General features: G+C 71.7%; 14 protein-coding genes. 6 read left to right on the forward strand and 8 right to left on the reverse strand.

Annotated elements, in window-relative coordinates:
* The first annotated feature begins 216 nt into the window (after window positions 1-216).
* Window positions 217-1,791: a sodium:solute symporter family protein gene (locus AB0O07_RS16685; protein WP_365633231.1), complete on the forward strand. Its 1,575-nt coding sequence runs from the start codon at window positions 217-219 to the stop codon at window positions 1,789-1,791.
* Here the strand turns inward: AB0O07_RS16685 and AB0O07_RS16690 are convergent.
* The 4 genes from AB0O07_RS16690 to AB0O07_RS16705 all read right to left on the reverse strand — a co-directional run bounded on the left by AB0O07_RS16690 (window position 1,751) and on the right by AB0O07_RS16705 (window position 10,861).
* Window positions 1,751-2,866 carry an ADP-ribosylglycohydrolase family protein gene (locus tag AB0O07_RS16690; RefSeq protein WP_365633233.1) on the reverse strand — a complete coding sequence of 372 codons (1,116 nt, stop codon included), beginning with the start codon at window positions 2,864-2,866 and terminating at the stop codon, window positions 1,751-1,753. The two genes, AB0O07_RS16685 and AB0O07_RS16690, sit on opposite strands and share 41 nt — an antisense overlap.
* A 161-nt stretch (window positions 2,867-3,027) precedes the next feature.
* Window positions 3,028-4,365, reverse strand: coding sequence for a DUF418 domain-containing protein (locus AB0O07_RS16695; protein ID WP_365633236.1), 1,338 nt, complete (start codon window positions 4,363-4,365; stop codon window positions 3,028-3,030).
* Between the two features lie 151 nt (window positions 4,366-4,516).
* Window positions 4,517-8,059: a tetratricopeptide repeat protein gene (locus AB0O07_RS16700; RefSeq protein WP_365633239.1), complete on the reverse strand. Its 3,543-nt coding sequence runs from the start codon at window positions 8,057-8,059 to the stop codon at window positions 4,517-4,519.
* A gap of 183 nt (window positions 8,060-8,242) precedes the next feature.
* A complete protein-coding gene (locus AB0O07_RS16705; protein WP_365633242.1) occupies window positions 8,243-10,861 on the reverse strand; it encodes a bifunctional FO biosynthesis protein CofGH in 2,619 nt (872 codons plus the stop codon).
* A 346-nt stretch (window positions 10,862-11,207) separates the two neighbouring features.
* Here AB0O07_RS16705 and AB0O07_RS16710 point away from each other — a divergent pair, with 346 nt between their 5' ends.
* Together AB0O07_RS16710 and AB0O07_RS16715 are read left to right on the forward strand one after the other, a co-directional pair.
* Entirely contained in the window at window positions 11,208-12,062 is an 855-nt protein-coding gene (locus tag AB0O07_RS16710; protein ID WP_365633245.1) for a helix-turn-helix transcriptional regulator, read from the forward strand.
* Window positions 12,063-12,100: 38 nt separating this feature from the next.
* Window positions 12,101-12,565: a hypothetical protein gene (locus AB0O07_RS16715; RefSeq protein WP_365633248.1), complete on the forward strand. Its 465-nt coding sequence runs from the start codon at window positions 12,101-12,103 to the stop codon at window positions 12,563-12,565.
* On the opposite strand, the gene AB0O07_RS16720 is transcribed toward AB0O07_RS16715, so the two are convergent.
* Together AB0O07_RS16720 and AB0O07_RS16725 are read right to left on the reverse strand one after the other, a co-directional pair.
* Window positions 12,489-12,806 carry a hypothetical protein gene (locus AB0O07_RS16720; RefSeq protein ID WP_365633250.1) on the reverse strand — a complete coding sequence of 106 codons (318 nt, stop codon included), beginning with the start codon at window positions 12,804-12,806 and terminating at the stop codon, window positions 12,489-12,491. The genes AB0O07_RS16715 and AB0O07_RS16720 overlap by 77 nt on opposite strands.
* Before the next feature lie 76 nt (window positions 12,807-12,882).
* Window positions 12,883-13,089, reverse strand: a complete 207-nt coding sequence (locus AB0O07_RS16725; RefSeq protein ID WP_365633253.1) for a DUF397 domain-containing protein — start codon at window positions 13,087-13,089, stop codon at window positions 12,883-12,885.
* 356 nt (window positions 13,090-13,445) lie between these two features.
* Between AB0O07_RS16725 and AB0O07_RS16730 the strand changes: the two genes are divergently transcribed.
* From AB0O07_RS16730 to AB0O07_RS16740, 3 genes are all read left to right on the forward strand, one after another.
* Window positions 13,446-14,318 (forward strand): PrsW family glutamic-type intramembrane protease, encoded by an 873-nt coding sequence (locus AB0O07_RS16730; protein ID WP_365633256.1) that lies wholly within the window; start codon window positions 13,446-13,448, stop codon window positions 14,316-14,318.
* A gap of 57 nt (window positions 14,319-14,375) precedes the next feature.
* A complete protein-coding gene (locus tag AB0O07_RS16735) occupies window positions 14,376-14,651 on the forward strand; it encodes a YrhB domain-containing protein (protein ID WP_365633259.1) in 276 nt (91 codons plus the stop codon).
* A 159-nt stretch (window positions 14,652-14,810) separates the two neighbouring features.
* Window positions 14,811-15,317 carry a hypothetical protein gene (locus AB0O07_RS16740; RefSeq protein WP_365633262.1) on the forward strand — a complete coding sequence of 169 codons (507 nt, stop codon included), beginning with the start codon at window positions 14,811-14,813 and terminating at the stop codon, window positions 15,315-15,317.
* 4 nt (window positions 15,318-15,321) lie between these two features.
* On the opposite strand, the gene AB0O07_RS16745 is transcribed toward AB0O07_RS16740, so the two are convergent.
* Both AB0O07_RS16745 and AB0O07_RS16750 read right to left on the reverse strand, forming a co-directional pair.
* Window positions 15,322-16,410, reverse strand: coding sequence for a HAMP domain-containing sensor histidine kinase (locus tag AB0O07_RS16745; protein ID WP_365633265.1), 1,089 nt, complete (start codon window positions 16,408-16,410; stop codon window positions 15,322-15,324).
* A complete protein-coding gene (locus tag AB0O07_RS16750) occupies window positions 16,404-17,144 on the reverse strand; it encodes a response regulator transcription factor (RefSeq protein WP_365633267.1) in 741 nt (246 codons plus the stop codon). Before AB0O07_RS16750 ends, AB0O07_RS16745 begins: the two co-directional genes overlap by 7 nt.
* Window positions 17,145-17,372: the final 228 nt, after the last annotated feature.

Genomic DNA, 17,372 nt, shown 5'->3' on the forward strand with positions numbered 1-17,372 from the left:
CAGGGCACGGAAGGTCAAGAACGGGCAAAACCGTTCGGCACATTGACCCCCGTTCATGTCCGTGACCACACGGCCCTGTCCGCACCCTTGACCCGTCGCCCCGCCGGACGGTTCAATCCCCAAGTCCCCGCTCCCGCACGGGGTCACCGCCGACCGGAACGCGCCCTCTGACGAAGTGGCTCCGACGTTCATCCGGCGGACCCCTGGAGGGGTGACATGAACAGTCTCGACTGGATCGTGCTCATCGCGTACTTCGGCGTCATGGTCGCCATCGGGCTCTGGTCGCACAGGCGCGTGGGCGATGTCAGCGACTTCTTCACCGCGGGCGGCAAGATGCCCTGGTGGCTGTCCGGGATCTCGCACCACATGTCCGGGTACAGCGCGGTCATGTTCACCGGGTATGCCGGCATCGCCTATCTCTACGGCGTCACCTCGTTCGTGACCTGGTCCTTCCCCATCGCGGTCGGGATCGCGATCGGCGCGAAGCTCTTCGCGCCCCGGCTCAACCGGCTGCGCTCCCGGTTACGGGTCGCCTCCCCGCTCGAATACCTCAAACACCGCTACGACCTCCGCACCCAGCAGGCCCTCGCCTGGTCCGGGCTGCTGCTGAAGATCGTGGACGTGGGCGCCAAGTGGGCCGCGATCGCCACCCTGCTCTCCGTCTTCACCGGGATCTCCCTCAACCAGGGCATCCTCATCACCGGCGTCATCACCGGCGTCTACTGCACCGTCGGCGGGCTCTGGGCCGACGCGCTCACCGAACTCGGCCAGTTCATCATCCAGCTCTTCGCCGGGATCGCGATGCTCGTCGCGGTCATGGCGAAACTGGGCGGCGTCAGCTCCCTGTGGACGGTGTGGGACAAGCTCCCGGACGGCCACGCGTCGCCGACCGCCGGGCCGTACACCGTCACCTTCCTGCTCGCGTTCCTCTTCATCAAGACCTTCGAGTACAACGGCGGCATGTGGAACCAGGCCCAGCGCTACATGGCCACCGCCAACGCCCGGGAGGCCACCCGCTCGGCCCGGCTCTCGGCGGCGCTCTGGCTGGTGTGGCCGCTGGTGCTGTTCTTCCCGATGTGGTGCGCCCCGCTCCTGGTCGAGGCCCAGAAGCCGGACGCGTCCGACGCGTACGCCCTGATGACCGAACAGCTCCTGCCGCACGGGCTGCTGGGCCTGGTCATCGTCGGCTTCTTCTCGCACACCATGGCCATGTGCTCGTCGGACGCCAACGCCATCTCGGCGGTCTTCACCCGCGACATCGCGCCGGTGCTCTCGCGCGCGGCCCGCACCTGGTCGGACCGGGCCGCGCTGCTGGCGGCGCGGCTGTCGACCATCTCCTTCCTGGCGCTGTCGATGGCGATCGCCACCCAGGTCAACTCGCCGACGTTCAAGGACATCATCACGGTCGTCATCAAGTGGGTGGCCGGTCTGATGGGGCCGATCGCGATCCCGTTCATGCTCGGCATGCTCAAGCCGTTCCGCCGCTCCGGCCCGACGGCGGCGCTCACGAGCTGGGCGCTGGGGCTGCTGGCGTTCTGGCTGGTCAACTATCCGATCAACTGGAACGTGGAGGGCGGCGTACCGCTCCAGTACCAGGTCTCCGTACCGCTCGCCGTCTCGCTGGTCCTGTACGTCGTGATCGGCTACCTCAAGCCGGAGGACACCCCGGAGCGGGACGCCCTGATCGGCCGGATCGACGGCGACCCCGGCACCGACGGCGACGCGGAGAACGACGGGCAGGGCGACGGGTTCAACCGCGCGGGTAGCGGGTCAGCCACCCCGACTCCGTGACGCCGGGGCGGTGCAGGCTCGGCCCCTGCGTCAGCTCCATCGCGAAGTCGTCCGCGATCTCCAGCAGGGTGGGCCGGCCCTCCAGCTCCGCCAGCCAGGCGGGCGGCAGGGCCGTCTCCCCGTGCAGGGTGCCCAGCAGCGAGCCGCAGAGGGTGCCGGTGGTGGCGGAGGGCCCGTCGTGGTTGACCGCGAGGCGGAGCCCCTGCCGTATGTCCTCGGCGACGAGCGCGCAGTAGACGGCGACGGCGAGCGCCGACTCGGCGGTGCGCCCGTCGCCGAGCGCGCCGATCTGCTCCGGGCCCGGCACCCCGCGCCGTACCAGCTCCACCGCCTGCCGGAGCGCCGCCGTCACCGGCTCGTGGCCCGAGGAGCGCCCGATCAGCACACAGGCCCGCTCCACGCCCGCCTCCAGCGTCCCGCCGCGCGCGATCTCGTGCACGATCACGGCGAAGGCGCCCGCCGAGATGTACGCCCCGGGGGTGCCATGGCTCTGGACCGCGCACTCCAGGGCGAGTTGGCAGACGAGCTGCGGCTCCCACCCGACGAGCAGCCCGAACGGCGCGGAGCGTACGAGGGCGCCCGCGTCCCGGGCGATGGGGTTCTTGGGCCGGTCGAGGGTGCCCATGATCTCGTCGCCGAAGCCGGTGAGGCAGGAGATGGTCGGGTCGCGCCGTACGTACAGCCACTCCTCCTGCGCCAGCCACCCGTTGTCCTTGCGCCGCAGGTCGGGGCCCCACTCCCGCTGGGTGGCCGCCCAGCGCAGATGCGCCCGGTGCACATCGGTCGGCGGGTGCCAGGCCCCGATGTCCCGGCGCACCTGGGCCCGTATCAGACCGTCCACGGTGAAGAGGGTGAGCTGCGTGGAGGCGGTGACGGCCCCGCGCCGCCCGTACGCGGGGACGAGATCGGTCACGCCGTCCGCCCCGTACGCCGCCTGGATCTCGTCGAGCCCGAGGGTCGCGACCCCGGCCCCGAGCGCGTCCCCGACGGCACCCCCGAGGAGCCCGCCCCGAACCCGGCTGCGGAAGTCCTGCTGCTCGGCCCGGCCCCAGATGGCTCCGGACGGTGCGCTCACGCCTCTCCCCCTCCCCCTAGGGCTTGTCCCGTAGGGCCGGCCCCGTAGGGCCAGATCCCTAGGGCCGGTCCCGTAGGGCCCGTCCGTCCTCGGATGTGCCTTTGAGCGACTGCCCAGCACTGTATCCGTGACGAAGATGAAGGGGAGGTTACGGAACCGGGCTACGGGGTGGCGGCCCCGGCCCCCGGCGCGGGCCGCGCGATGCGCAGCGCGGGCCGCTCCAGGTGGGTGATGCCCCGCAGCACCCACTCCACCGGGCCCATCCGGAACCGCCGCATCCACCAGGCGCTCCACACCACCTGTACGGCGAAGATCGCCAGCGCCACGCCGATCACCCCGGCGTACGGCACCCGGCCGACGAGCCCGAGGCCCATCCCGGTGAAGATCAGCCCGCAGAGCAGCGACTGGCTCAGGTAGTTGGTGAGCGCCATCCGCCCCGGCCGCGCCAGCACCTCCGCGAACCGGCCGCCGCGCCGGGTGCGGAAGACGCGGAGCAGGGTGGCGACGTACGCGGCGGTGAGGAAGGGCGCGGTGCCGAAGAGCGCGGCGCTGGCGAGGAGGTTGTCGGAGCCGGCCAGGACGACGGCGGCGGAGCCCGCGAGCCCGACCGGGAAGCCGACGTACTGGAGGGTCCGCAGCCGGCGCCGGTACCGCTCCGGGTCCGGGGCGGCGGTGTGGTCGAGCACGCGGCGCTTGCCGGCGGCGAGCCCGGCCAGGAAGGCGGAGAAGGCCAGCGGCCCCTGGAAGAAGAGGGTGAGCGGAATGGTGAGCGGCAGCGTGGAGACCCGCTCCCCGAGCACGGAGAGGAACCCGCCCCGCATCGCCTCGGTCGTCTCCCGCCCCTCGGCGAGCTCGGCGGCGCGCTGGGCGGCGGTCAGGGTGACGGAGGAGTCGTCGAACACGGCCACGACGACACCCAGGGCCAGCATCAGGAAGACGATGGCCCCGGTGATGATCCCGGCGGTCCGGAGCGCGGTACGCGGCGAGATCCCGCGCAGGAAGAAGAGGACGAGGCCGAGGACGGCGTACGTGATCAGGATGTCGCCGTAGAAGAGCAGCACCGCGTTGGCGGCCCCGATCAGGAAGAGCCCGCCGAGGCGGCGGAGGAAGCGGGGCCGGAAGGAGTGGCCGCGCGCGGCTGCCGAGTCGAGCTGGAGGGTGAAGCTGTAGCCGAAGAGGAAGGCGAAGAGGAGATAGAACTTCGACTGGAAGAGCAACTCGACGACCCCGGAGGCCAGATGGTCGTGCCAGGCGTCCCGGGCCGGGTCGGGGACGTCGAGGAGCGTGTAACCGCTGGCGAAGAACGGGATGTTGACCATCAGGATGCCGAAGAGCGCGACGCCGCGGAGCGCGTCGACGTCGGCGAGGCGCTTGAGGGATCCGGTTCCGCCGCCGGGCGCGGGGCCGGTGGGGGTGGTTCCGGTGGCGGCGGTTCCGGTGGGGGACGGGGGTGCGGGCGGTACGGGCGGCGGGGACGGGCGTACGGGCTCGGCGGTCATACCGGTGACGTTACGGAGGGCGGACGGGGCCCCGCATCCGACGAAAGTAGCGGGGCGGGTCACTTCGGTCGGTGTCTTCGGTCACGGCTCACGTCCGGGTCCTCGGTCGGTGTCTTCGGTCGCGGCTCACGTCCGGGTCTTCGGTCGCGACTCACGCCCACCGCGCGGCGAAGGCGTCCCGGGCGGCGGCGACGCGGGCGAGGCGGGGCGCGAGTCGGGCGGTGTCGATGCCGGGGGCGTGGCTCACCTCTTCGAGGTGGAGGAACAAGTCGGCGAGGTCGTCCCAGTCGTGCTCCAGGCCGAGCAGCGTGGTGAGCGCGGCGTCCACCGCCGCCCACTCCCCCCGTACGACCGCACCGAACAGGCCCGCGAACACGGCCATCTCCTCCGGGCGGTCCACTCCCTCCGACGGCAGTCCCTCCACCTCCCGCCAGAGCGGTTTCCCGGCGTCCGCCCCCTCGGCCACCGTGCCGGTCATGGCGCGCTGGAAGGCTCCGAACACCGGCGCCTCAGGGCCGTACCGCTCGGCCACCGCACGGGCCTCGGCCCACCGCCCCGTACGGCGCAGCGCCTCGCACCGGAGCTGCGCGTCGTCGCTCTCGGGGACCGTCAACGCGGCCAGCCACCGGAGGACTTCCTCGGGCCGCCCCAGGACCGAGCACACGCCCGCCAGGACTCGCCGGGCCGGGTCCGCGTCCTCCCCCTGGTCCGGGGAGAGCTCGACGCGCCGTACGAGATCGGCGTACGCCTGCTCCGGGCGGCCCGCCGCCAGGGCCGTCCTGCCCCGCCAGTAGTGCGCCTGACGGTGGTCCGGGTCCAGCTCCAGGACCAGGTCCAGATCGGCGAAGGCCTGACCGTAGCGGCTTCCCATGTAGTGGGCCAGAGCGCGTACGAAGAGCGTCGAGGTCTCGCCGGGTTCCCGGTTCAGCACCTCGGTGAGATCCGCGACGGCGTCCTCGTACCGCCCGGCCGCCAGCCGGACCTCCCCGCGCTCCCGCCGGACCCAGAGGAGGTCGGGGTCGGCGGCGACGGCGCGGTCGAGATCGGCCAGCGCGCCGGTGGTGTCCTCCTCTTCCTGGCGCAGTACGGCCCGGTGGCCCAGCGCCCAGGCGTACTCGGGGTCCAGTTCGATCGCGCGGTCGTAATCGGCGCGCGCCTCGGTGTCCCGCCCGAGCCGGTGCCGCACATACCCCCGGCTCGCCAGCGCCGAGGCGTGTTCCGGGTCGAGTTCCAGGGTCCGGGTCAGCTCCCGGTCCGCGTCCTCGTCCCGCTCGGCGATCCGGTACGCCTCACCCCGCTCGGAGGCGATCCAGGCGCTGTCCGGCGCCAGTTCGGCCGCGCGGTCCAGGTCGGCGAAGGAACGCTCGGTCTCGCCCAGCGCCCGGAGCAACAGACGGGCCCTGCGGACCAGCGCCCACAGAAACTCGCCGTCCAGCTCGACGGCGCGGTCGAAATCGGCGAGGGCCGCCTCGTGCCGGCCCAGGGCGTGGTGGGTGGCGCCCCGGGAGGCCAGCGAGAAATCGTCGGTCGGGTCGAGCAGCAGAGCCCGGTCCAGCAGCGCGGCGGCCTCCTCGTACCTGCCCACGATCCGCAGCATTTCTCCGTACGCGCTCTGGATCCAGGGGGTGTCCGGGAGGAGTTCGTCGGCACGGCGCAGATCCGCCACGGCCTCCTCATGGGCCCCGCCGGACTCGTGGGTGAGGCCCCGGCCGTAGTACGCGCGGGGTTCGTCCGGATCGAGGGCGAGCGACCGGCCGTACTCGGCCAGCGCCCGTTCGTACTCCCCCGCCTCGCGCAGCTCCGCGCCCCGTACCCGGTGCGCCGCCGCCCGGCCCGGGGTGTCCAGGCCCGGCCGGTCGAGCAGGACGCCGAGGGCGGCCCGTACGCCCGCCTCCTCGTCGTCGAGCGCGGCCAGCAGCCGGCGGCCCCACTCCCTGGCCGTCTCGTCACCGGTGTCCGTACCGGCCTCCGCCAGCACGCGCGCGGCCCGGCGGGCCTCCGCGGGGCCCTCGCCGAAACGGCACGCCTCGATGACGTCGCGCAGCGCGCCGGGGAGCGCGGCGCGCGGGCCCGCGCAGAGCCGGTGGTAGGTCTCCTCGAAGCGCAACGCGCGCCATTCGGGGCTCTCCCACACCTCGTCGGCGGGCAGTTCGCTCTCCGTCTCGGCCCGCCAGCGGGCGAAGCGGGCGGCGAGCGCGGTGTGCCGCTCGCGCCAGCCGCGCGGGGAGCGGGTGCGCTGGAGGCGGAGCATGGGGGCGCGCACCACGCCGTGGTAGGTGACCCCGCCGTCCTTGCGGAGGGCGAACGGCAGGTCCCGCAGCCAGTCGTACAGGACGGCCACATCCGCCGCGGGCCGTTCCGGACCCGCAGGTCCGGTGTACCCCGCCTCGCCCGGGTGGCCTGCGGGGGCCTCGGCCAGAACGGCGCGGAAGACATCCTCGTCCAGGCGGCGCGGCAGGGCGCAGGCGAGCGCTGCGGCCCTGCGGACGGGGTCCTGCTCCCACTTGAGGAAGCGTTCGACGGCGGTGGCGCTGGGGTCGCCCACGTCGACCGGGTCGGTGGGCTGGTTCTCGGCGAGCGTGGAGACGAGGACGGGCAGGCCGCCGGAGAGCCGGATGACCTCCTCCACGACGGCCTCGTCGGTGACCCGTTTCGCGGCGAGGAGGGTGCGCGCCTCGCCTTCGGTGAAGGGCGCGAGCGGCAGGGCGGTCGCGAAGCCCCCGGTGCCGCCCCAGACGGCGGTGTCGAGGGGGCGCTGCCCGGCGAGCGTCACGACGGCCTGGGCCGGGAAGTCACCGTACCGGCCGTCCTTGACCAGGTCGCGGAGCCAGGTGTCGAGGAAGGGCGCGGTGCGTTCGTACGTGTCGAAGAAGAGCGCGAGCCAGGGGATGTCACGGGAGACGGCGGTCAGTTCGGTGAGGAGGACGGGGGTCAGCACCTGCTCGGGCCGCAGGACGAGCTGGACGTCCTCCTGATCGCGGAAGCGCGCGCTCAGCGTGGCGCGGAGCCGGTCGGCGCCGGCCGCGAGGTGCTGGGTGTCGAGCGCGTCGGCGAACGCCCCGACGACCGGGACCATCCGGAGTCCGATCACCCCGGCGGTGACGGCGGCGGTGGAGCCGGCGGAGGGGGTGGGGGGCGCGGGCGGAGCACCGGCGGAGGGGCCGATGGGCGGCCCACCCCCGGGGCCGGGACCGTAACCGGCACCGGAGCCGTAGCCGGGCCCGGAGCCGTGGCCGAGCCCCGGTCCAGGTCCCGGCCCGGGGCCGGATCCGAGGCCCGGTCCCGGGCCGGGGCCCGTGGCGAGGCCGGCGGCCGCACCCGCCGCCGACTCCGCCTCGTGCCGCCGCTGGCGGTACGTGTCGAGCTGCCGGTCGAGCCGCTTGAGCGGATACCCCTGCCGGTCGAACTGGTCCGCGATCACGGCCAGCGCCTCCGGGACGCTGCTGACCGACTCGTCCACGTACGCCGTCAGCGCGCCGCACTCTCGCGCGACCTGCTCCAACTCCCGTACCAGCGACGTCTTTCCGACGCCCGCGTTGCCGTGCACATGGAACAGGTAGCGGTGCCGCTCGTCCTCCGGCGGATAGCCGAAGTTCTCGCGGTAGCAGGCAAGTTCGGCGGCCCGGCCTACGAATCTGCGCCGCCGCGCTATCAGTTCGGCCATCGACGGCTGGTCCGCCCGCGCCTGCGCCACGTACGTACTCCCCGTATCCCCGTGTACCTGTAGCCGCGTGTACCTGTACCCGCGTGTACCTGTACCCGCGTGTACCTGTACCCGCGTGTACCTGTTACCCGCGTGTGTCCGTACCGCCCGTACCGCCCGTACCCGCCTTGCCGCTCCTCGGGACTTCCGCCTCCTGAGGCTTCCCCCCTCGGTTCAGTCTGCCAGCAGAGGCAGCAGCTCCGGCAGATGTCCGTCCGATGCCGCCGCCGCCCTGACCCGCTCCTCCGGGACCTCCCCGTACAGCGTCGTGCGGGGCTTCGCCGGGCGGCCCGCCGTCTCGGCGATGGCGGTGAGGTCCTTGACGGAGCGGTACGAGCCGTAACGGGAGCCCGCCATACGGGAGATGGTCTCCTCCATCAGCGTGCCGCCCAGGTCGTTCGCGCCGGAGCGGAGCATCTCCGCCGCGCCCTCCGCGCCGAGCTTGACCCAACTGGTCTGGATGTTGGGGATGTACGGGTGGAGGAGCAGCCGGGCCATCGCGGTGACCGCGCGGTTGTCCCGGTCGGTCGGGCCGGGCCGGGCGATACCGGCCAGGTAGACCGGGGCGTTGGTGTGGATGAAGGGGAGGGTGACGAACTCCGTGAACCCGCCCGTCTCCCGCTGGAGGCTGGCGAGTGTACGGAGGTGGCCGAGCCAGTGGCGGGGCTGGTCGACATGCCCGTACATCATGGTGGAACTGGACCGGATACCCAACTCATGTGCGGTCCTGATGACGTCGATCCAGGTGGCGGCGGGCAGCTTGCCCTTGGTGAGGACCCAGCGGACCTCGTCGTCCAGGATCTCCGCCGCCGTACCGGGGATCGAGTCGAGTCCGGCCTCCTGGGCGGCCGTCAGCCATTCACGGATGGAAAGTCCGGTGCGCGAGGCGCCGTTGACGACCTCCATCGGGGAGAAGGCGTGCACATGCATGCCCGGGACGCGCTCCTTCACCGCGCGGGCGATGTCGAAGTAGGCGGTGCCGGGCAGGTCGGGGTGGATGCCGCCCTGCATGCAGACCTCGGTGGCGCCCACCTCCCAGGCCTGCTCGGCCCGGTCGGCGACCTGGTCGAGCGAGAGGGTGTAGGCGTCGGCGTCCGTGCGGCGCTGCGCGAAGGCGCAGAAACGGCAGCCGGTGTAGCAGACGTTGGTGAAGTTGATGTTGCGGGTGACGATGTACGTGACGTCGTCGCCGACCGTGTCGCGGCGCACCGCGTCGGCGATCCGGGTGAGGGCGTCGAGGGCGGGCCCGTCGGCGTGGAGCAGGGCGAGGGCCTGGTCGTCGGTGAGCCCGGTCGGGTCGTCGGCGGCCTGCGCGAGGGCGCTCCGTACGTCGGTGTCGATCCGGGAGGGCACCAGGCCGGGGGCGGCGGCCTCGCGGAGCGCCGCCCAGTCCCCGTACACCGCGTCGAAGTCCTCGCGCCGGTCGGTGGTGCGGCCCTCGGTGTCGATGGTGCGGTGCAGGTCGGTGCGGCCGGTGGCGGTGAACCCCTCGTCGGGCTCCTGCCAGGGCAGCCCGGCGGGCAGCGTGTCGGTACGGGCGAGCCCGGTCTCCGGATCGGCGAGGGCGCGGACGTGGGGCAGCAGGCGGGGGTCGAGCCAGGGCTCGCCGCGCTGGATGAACTCCGGGTAGATGGTGAGGCGTTCGCGGAGTTCGAAGCCGGACTCGGCGGTGCGGGCGGCGAGTTCGTCGATGTGCGGCCAGGGGCGCTCGGGGTTGACATGGTCGGGGGTGAGGGGCGAGACACCGCCCCAGTCGTCGATGCCGGCGCGGATGAGGAGCGCGTACTCGTGGGCGTCGGCGAGGTTGGGCGGGGCCTGGATCCGGGCGGCGGGGCCGAGGATGTGGCGGGCCACGGCGATGGTGGCGGCCAGTTCCTCCAGCTCGGCGTCGGGCATGGCGCGCATGGCGGTGTCGGGCTTGGCGCGGAAGTTCTGGACGATGACTTCCTGGAGGCCGTGGTACGCGCGCTGGATCCGGCGCAGCTCGAAGAGGGCGTCGGCGCGCTCCTCGTACGACTCGCCGATGCCGATCAACACCCCGGTGGTGAACGGCACGTTGGAACGGCCCGCGTCTTCGAGCACCCGCAGCCGGACGGCGGGCTCCTTGTCGGGCGAGCCGTGGTGCGGGCCGCCCGGCTCCGACCAGAGGCGGGTGGCGGTGGTCTCCAGCATCATGCCCATGCTGGGCGCGACGGGCTTGAGGCGCTGGAGGTCGGTCCAGGAGAGCACCCCGGGGTTGAGGTGGGGCAGCAGCCCGGTCTCCTCCAGGACGCGGATGGCCATGGCGCGTACGTACGCGAGCGTGTCGTCGTACCCCTCGGCCGCCAGCCACTCGCGCGCCTCGGGCCACCGGTCCTCGGGCCGGTCGCCGAGGGTGAACAGGGCTTCCTTGCACCCCAGTTCGGCGCCCTTCCGGGCGATGTCCAGCACCTCGTCGGGGGAGAGGAACATGCCGTGCCCCGCGCGGCGCAACTTGCCGGGCACGGTGACGAAGGTGCAGTAGTGGCACTTGTCGCGGCAGAGGCGGGTGAGCGGGATGAAGACCTTCCGGGAGTACGTGACGATCCCGCCCCGCCCGGCGGCCGCCAGCCCGGCGTCCCTGACCCGCGCGGCGGACCCCGCCAGATCGGCGAGATCCTCCCCCCGGGCCCGCAACAGCACTGCGGCCTCACCCGCGTCGAGCGCCACCCCGTCCCTGGCCCGTTTGAGGGCCCGGCGCATGGAGCTGACGGTCGGCCGATCGCCCTCGCCCGACGGCATGTTCCCGGGCCCCTGCGGTGCGCTCGTAGTCATTCCTTGAGCATACGAGCGCGGGGGTGCGACCAGGGGAGACGGGGCGCACCGCGATATGCCCCGCGCCCTTCCCTGCCTCGCCTCCTCCACCACTCCCCGCCCGCCCGGCACTTCAGCCCCGTGGCGTCCGGCCCGGCATGTGGTCTGCACCACTTTCGAGTGAGGCCGTCAGCACACGTTGATTAGCCATGTGTCATTCGGGTACTACCCATCCTGATGGCGCCTTTCCGGCTGTGTCGATGCGAGTCGGTCCCATAGGGTTGGGCGGTTCGCCCTACCGAATTCGCTGGCTCCGCCACGACACATCGCGTTCTGGCGTTGTCCGGCAGCACACCGAAGGAGCGCCATGCCCACGGCCGTGGACCCGAGCCTCAACCGCCGCAAACTGCGCCTCGCCCTCAGGAGCGCCCGCGACAAGGCGAACCTGACCCAGCGCGACGCGGCGGACGCGCTGGAGTGGTCGCTGTCGAAGATCATCCGCATCGAGGCGGGCACCGTCAGCCTGTCGGTCACGGATCTACGCGCGATGCTCCGCGAGTACGGCGTGGACGACCCGGACGTGGTCGCGGAGTTGGAGGAGGCGGCCCGGGGCAGCAAGGGCCAGTCGTGGTGGTCCGAGTACAACGACATCATCAGCCCGACGTTCGCCCAGCACCTCGGTTACGAGAGCTCGGCGGACTCCATCCGCGCGTACCACCCGAGCCTGATCACCGGCCTCCTCCAGATCACGGACTACGTCACCGCGCTCTTCGACACCGGAGAGCCCAAGCCCACGGCCCGGCAGAGCATCGACCTGCGGGCCGCCCGGCAGGAGCGGATCTTCCAGGAGGGCGGTCCCGCCGTACACGTGATCGCCGACGAGGCCGCACTGCGCCGCCAGATCGGCGGAGCGGCCGTCATGCGCCGCGAGCTGGCACATCTGAAGGAACTGGCGTCCGGGAGCCAACTGACCCTCCAGGCGCTCCCGTTCACCGCGGGCGCCCACGACAGCATGGACAGCAGCTTCACTCTCCTGGGCTTCCGGGACGACGAGGACGTCCTCTATCTGGCGGGGCCGGGGGGCGTCCTCACCAATCGGGACAACCGCGCCATGGTCGCCCGCTACCAGGAGTGCTTCGAGGATCTGAGCAGCAAGGCTCTGAGCGAGGACGAGACGATCGCACTGCTCGATGACCTGATCGTGAACTTCCACAGCGACTGACGTCGCTTCAGCGTGCCAACGGGGGCCCAGAGGAAGCCATGGCGACGAACAGACGAAAACGAGGCGGACAAGGCGGACGGTCCGGGCCCCCCGAGGACCCGACCGCCGGCTCCGCGCGTCGCGCTCCGGCGGAGACTGGGCCCACCGGGCAGGCGGACTACTACTCCGTGGTCAAGCAGGCCATGAGGAGCGACGCGGCCAGCGCACGTTTCGAGCGGATAAGGGCGAGGGAGAACGCGGAGTTCATCCACCGCAACCGGGCCCGCGCGGACGACGCGATACGCATCCTGCGCAACCTCGCGTTCCTGACGGCCTTCTCCTTGGGCACGCTCTCCCTGGTGACCTACGCCGGGATCCTCATGGGGATCCATCCGGCGGCGTGCGTCACCGGCGGTGTCAGCGGGGCGGCGCTCCTGGTCAGGACGTTCACGAGGGCCTTCGAGTCGGTGCGGTCCGCGCAGCCGGACGCACCAGAAGGCCCACCGTCCAGCGACGCGCCGTGACCGGAACCCGCGCCCACCACCACCCGGCGGCCGCCGCGACCCCCACCAGCACCACCAGCCACAGTGCGAGCCGTACGGCCCAACTGCCGCCGAGCAGCGAGGCACCCGCCCCGGACGCCACCGCGACCGTACCGGCGACCACGCAGTACCCGGCGAACCCATGGTCTCCGCCCAGGAGTTGCCCGGACCTCTCGGCGTCCCGGATCTTCAGCTCCCCGGTCCCCGCGCGCCCCTTTGCCACGCCGCCTCCCTTGACCCCCCGGAGCCCCCGACGGAACTCCCGGCCCACAGCTCCCCCGGCCCGCTCCCGGCCCCTGTCACTCATGGGTCCACCCGGCGATCAGGGCCGCCAGGGTCGGCCGCCAGACATCCGGCGTGAAGGAGAGCACCTCGGCATCCGGTCTCCACGAATCCCGGACCCTGACCTCCCCGGCGAGGAGAGCGACCTCACAGCAATCACTGTCCTCGCCTGGACCACTATGGCTGCTCTTACGCCACAGCAACGCCCCCTGGCCCTCAGTCAAGGCCGTCCCCTCTCAGACCCGGGCCGCCGCACTCCCACGGCGCTCCCGGCACCCGGCTTCGGTGACCGTGCTTCCGCACTCCCGCTCCGTGCTCCCGCTCCGCACTCCGCCGCCCGCGCCCCACCCTCACGTCACCGTGTGGCCCCGGGCCGCTTAGGTGCCCTTTACCCACCCTCCGGACACTTCCAACGAACCACCACTCCATGGTTCCGCCAAACTCCCCCGCGACCGTCGGAGATCGGCCACAGAAATCTTGACACGCACCCACCCCACCCGTACCGTCCCGTTCGCATCGACATTCGCTCAAGCAAATAAACTCAAGCAAGTAAAACGGGGTGGGGCGCGTGGCGTTCTGGATGACGGCCGCGGCTCTGTGGTGCGTACTGCAACTGCTGTTGCTGTCGTGGCCGCTGCGGTCGTCGGGGTGGCCAACGGTGCTGCTGGCCTTCGGGGTCGGGGCGTACGGCTGCGGTGTGGTCACCGTTCTCCTGGAGCTTTTCGCCGCACGGCAGTTGGCGGCGGCGCACGAATCACGGCTGAGCGAGGTGCTCGCGACGGTCACCTGGACGACCGCCCCGCCCGTCGAGGAACTGGTGAAGATCGCCCCTCTGCTCCTCGCGGTCTGGGCGATGCGTGGCCGGATCCAGTGGGGCCTGACGGACTTCGTCGTCCTGGGCGGGGCGGTCGGCGCCGGGTTCGCGCTGCTGGAGTCCGTCCTCGCCTACGCGTTCGCCCCTGCGGCCCAGGCCAAGTCGGCCCCGTACGGACAGTCGGTCCCATACGGACAGTCGGCCCCGTACGGACAGTGGATGCCGTACGGACAGTCCGCACCGCACGGCGAGTCGGCCCCGTACGAACCGAACGGCAGCCAGAACAACGGCCGGGACGCGCTCTCCGTGCTCCTCTCGTACGGCCTGCTGCGCTTCCCATGGACGTGGCTGATCGCCCTGCGGTACGCGCGCCAGCGCCGAGCCCTCTTCTACGCCGCCGCCCATCCCCGCACCCGCCCCACCCTCCTGGCCGCCCTCCGCGACGACATCGCCACCCGGACCGCGCACCTGGACGCCACCGCCACCGCCGAGGTGTGGCGGGGCCTCTCCCTGCGGCAGGCGTGGCGGCGCGGCCGGTCCACCGTCACCGGCACCGGCGCCGGGCCCGGCCCCTGGCCCTGGTGGGAGAAGCTCCTCCTCGCCGCCGGTACGCCGCCGGGGTTTTCCGCATCGCGGTGACGGGCGGGGCCCTCATGTAGCCAACTGGACCACTTACCTCATGATGCGAGTCAATTGATGATCTCAAAAGAACACGCCGCGCGAATCGCCCAAGAAGTAATGGTGCGGGAGCGCCACCCAGACGATTCGAAACTGGTCATCGACACACAGAACATCGAGCACCTCAAGGGGTACTGGGTGATTCCATACAACTCCCCTGAATACATTTCCACGCGGAACGAGATGGACGTCATGCTGGACTGCTGGCCCGTCCTGGTGAATAGCGAGAGCGGCGTGGCGAGAATGTCCACGATCGACGATCTGGAATTCCTGGAAGGATATCCCACGGAATGACCCGCCTCTCGCCGTGGAGCACCTGACCCGACTGTCCCGCCTGGCGTACGACGCGGCGGGCCGCCCGGCGACGACCTGGGGGAAGCCCCTCTCCCTCGGCATGGCTTCAAACAGGGCAGCCGAAATCCACTTCCTCATCAAAGCCCTGGGGAAAACAGAATGAGCGATCTTGAATTCTACACGACCGCAATGATTCGCGGCGAATTGATGGGGGCAAACCTGCTGTCGGATCCAGAGGAATGGGAGGCGGCACTCGGCCATGAATACGTCGACGACGTCAAGAAGTCCAGGATGCGGCGCGACTACGGATTGATCGAGGTGCATTTCACCAGAAGCCGCGCCTGGAAGTGCACGGGAGTTTCCCTGCAGGTGCACCGGCTCGCCTGGGACAACGGCAACCTGGTTCCCGCCCCTCTGATCGATCGATACGGCGCTTTCTCGAGCCGCGTACCCTTCGAAACCGTACGCCGCCTCCTCACGGGGGGCGGATGCCGAATTGACGAGGATCGAGCGAAATCCCAGGGAGAATACGCAACATTCTCCGTCCGCCGAACCCCGGCGTCTATCGTCACGCTCCGGAATCCTGGAGAGGACGAACCATTTCAGCCGGGGGACATCTGGTCGATCACCCTGAATCCCATGGCAACCGCGTCGGATGTCCGGTGAAGGGTCATGACGGGGTTCGGGCATCGGTCGGGCGGGGCTTCGGGGGGAGGGCGTGGGGGGCGGGGAGGGTCACCTCTATTCGGGTGCCGTGGGCGGGGGTGCTGTGGAGGGTCAGGCGGCCGTGGTGGAGTTTGGTGATGCCGGCGACGATGGGCAGGCCGAGTCCGCTGCCGCCGCGGGCGCGGCTGCGGCCCTTGTCGGCGCGGTAGAAGCGGTCGAAGACGTGGCCGACGGCGTCCTGGGGGATCCCCGGGCCCTCGTCCTCGACCCGGAGCAGCACCTCGTCCCCGGCCGTGCGGAGTTCGACGCGGCACGGTGTGCCGGTGGGGGTGTGCATGCGGACGTTGGCGAGGAGGTTGGCCAGCAGGCCGCGCAACTGCGCCTCGTCGCCCAGGACGGTCACACCGGGTTCCACGCGCGGCTGGAACGGGCGGGCCGGTTCGACCGCCGCGGCGTCATGGCAGGAGTCGGCGACGATCCGGCTCAGATCCACCGGCTCCAGCTCCGGTTCGTCCTCCTCGTCGAACCGGGCCAGCGTGAGCAGGGACGTGACGAGCCGCGTCATGCGATGGATCTCGGCGAGCATCCGCGCCACGGCGTCGTCCGCCGAGGCCCGGTCGGGGAAGGCGCCCCGCTGGTACAACTCGGCGTAGCCGCGCAGCGATTGCAGCGGGGTGCGCAGTTCGTGGGAGGCGTCGGCGACGAACTGCCGCATACGGGCCTCGGAGTGCTCCCGCGCGGCGAGGGACGCCTCGATCTGGTCGAGCATCCGGTTCAACGCCTCGGCGAGCCGGCCGACCTCGCCGGTCGGGGCGGCCGGCACGGCCTCGGTGAGGCGCCGGCCGAAGTCACCGGCCGCGATCGCGTCCGCGGTGGCCGCGGCCCTTTCCAGCGGGCGCAGTTCGCGTCGTACGACCACGGTGCTGCCCGCCGCCACCCCGGCCAGCCCGGCCACCTCGACGATGACGATGGCGGCCGGGTCCCCGCTGACGACCCAGGTGAGCGCGGTGACCGCCATGGCGCACGCGCACTGGGCGGTGACGAGAGCGCTGAGCCGGGACCGCAGCGGCCACCGGCCGATCCGGCTCAGCACCGCGGCTCCCCGATGCGGTAGCCGACACCGCGCTGGGTGTGGACCAACGGCGGCCCCAGCCGGTCGAGTTTGCGGCGCAGATAGCTGATGTACGTGGCGACCACGGTGTCGTCCCCGCCGAAGTCGTAGGACCAGACATGGTCGAGGAGCTGGGCACGGGGCACGACCCGTCCGCCGTGCAGCATCAGGTAGCGCAGGAGGCGGAACTCGGTGCGGGAGAGGTCGATCGCGGTACCGGCCCGGCGCACGGCGTACGTGGCCGTGTCGAGCTCCAGATCGGCCACGCGCAGGACCGGGTCGGCCCGGTCGGTTCGTCTGGTGCGGCGCAGCACGGCGCTGATACGGGCCGCCACCTCGTCGAGCCCGAAGGGCTTGGTGACGTAGTCGTCCCCGCCGGCGGTGAGGCCCTTGACCCGGTCGGCGCGGGCGTCGCGGGCGGTGAGGAAGATGACGGCGTGCGGCAGGCCGTCGGCGCGCAGGCGCCGCATCACGTCGATGCCGTCGCCGTCCGGCAGCATCACGTCGAGGAGGATCAGCTCGGGCAGGAAGTCACGCGCTCGCGTCAGGGCCTCCTGCGCGGTCGCGGCCGTCCGGACCTCGTAGCCGATGAAGCGGAGGAAGCGGCCGACGCTGTCCAGGATCGCCGGTTCGTCGTCGACCAGCAGGAGCCGTCCCTGCCGGGGTGACGGCTCGCCCTGCGGGGCGGCGGTCCCCGGGGACGTGCGATCGCTCATCTGGATGTCTCTGTCTCTCCTGGTGGTACGGGGTGACGCCTCCCCGGGCCGTACGGGGTGACGCCTCCTCTGTCGTACGCGTTGAGGCCTCTCCCGGTTGTACGTGGTGAGGCCTCTCTCGGTTGTACGCGGTGATGCCTCTCCCGGTTGTACGCGGTGAGGCTTCTCTCGGTTGTACGTGGTGAGGCCTCTCCCGGTTGTACGTGGTGAGGCGGGCCCGTTCGAGCA

Origin of the sequence: Streptomyces sp. NPDC093085, assembly GCF_040683935.1 — a bacterium.
GTDB lineage: Bacteria > Actinomycetota > Actinomycetes > Streptomycetales > Streptomycetaceae > Streptomyces.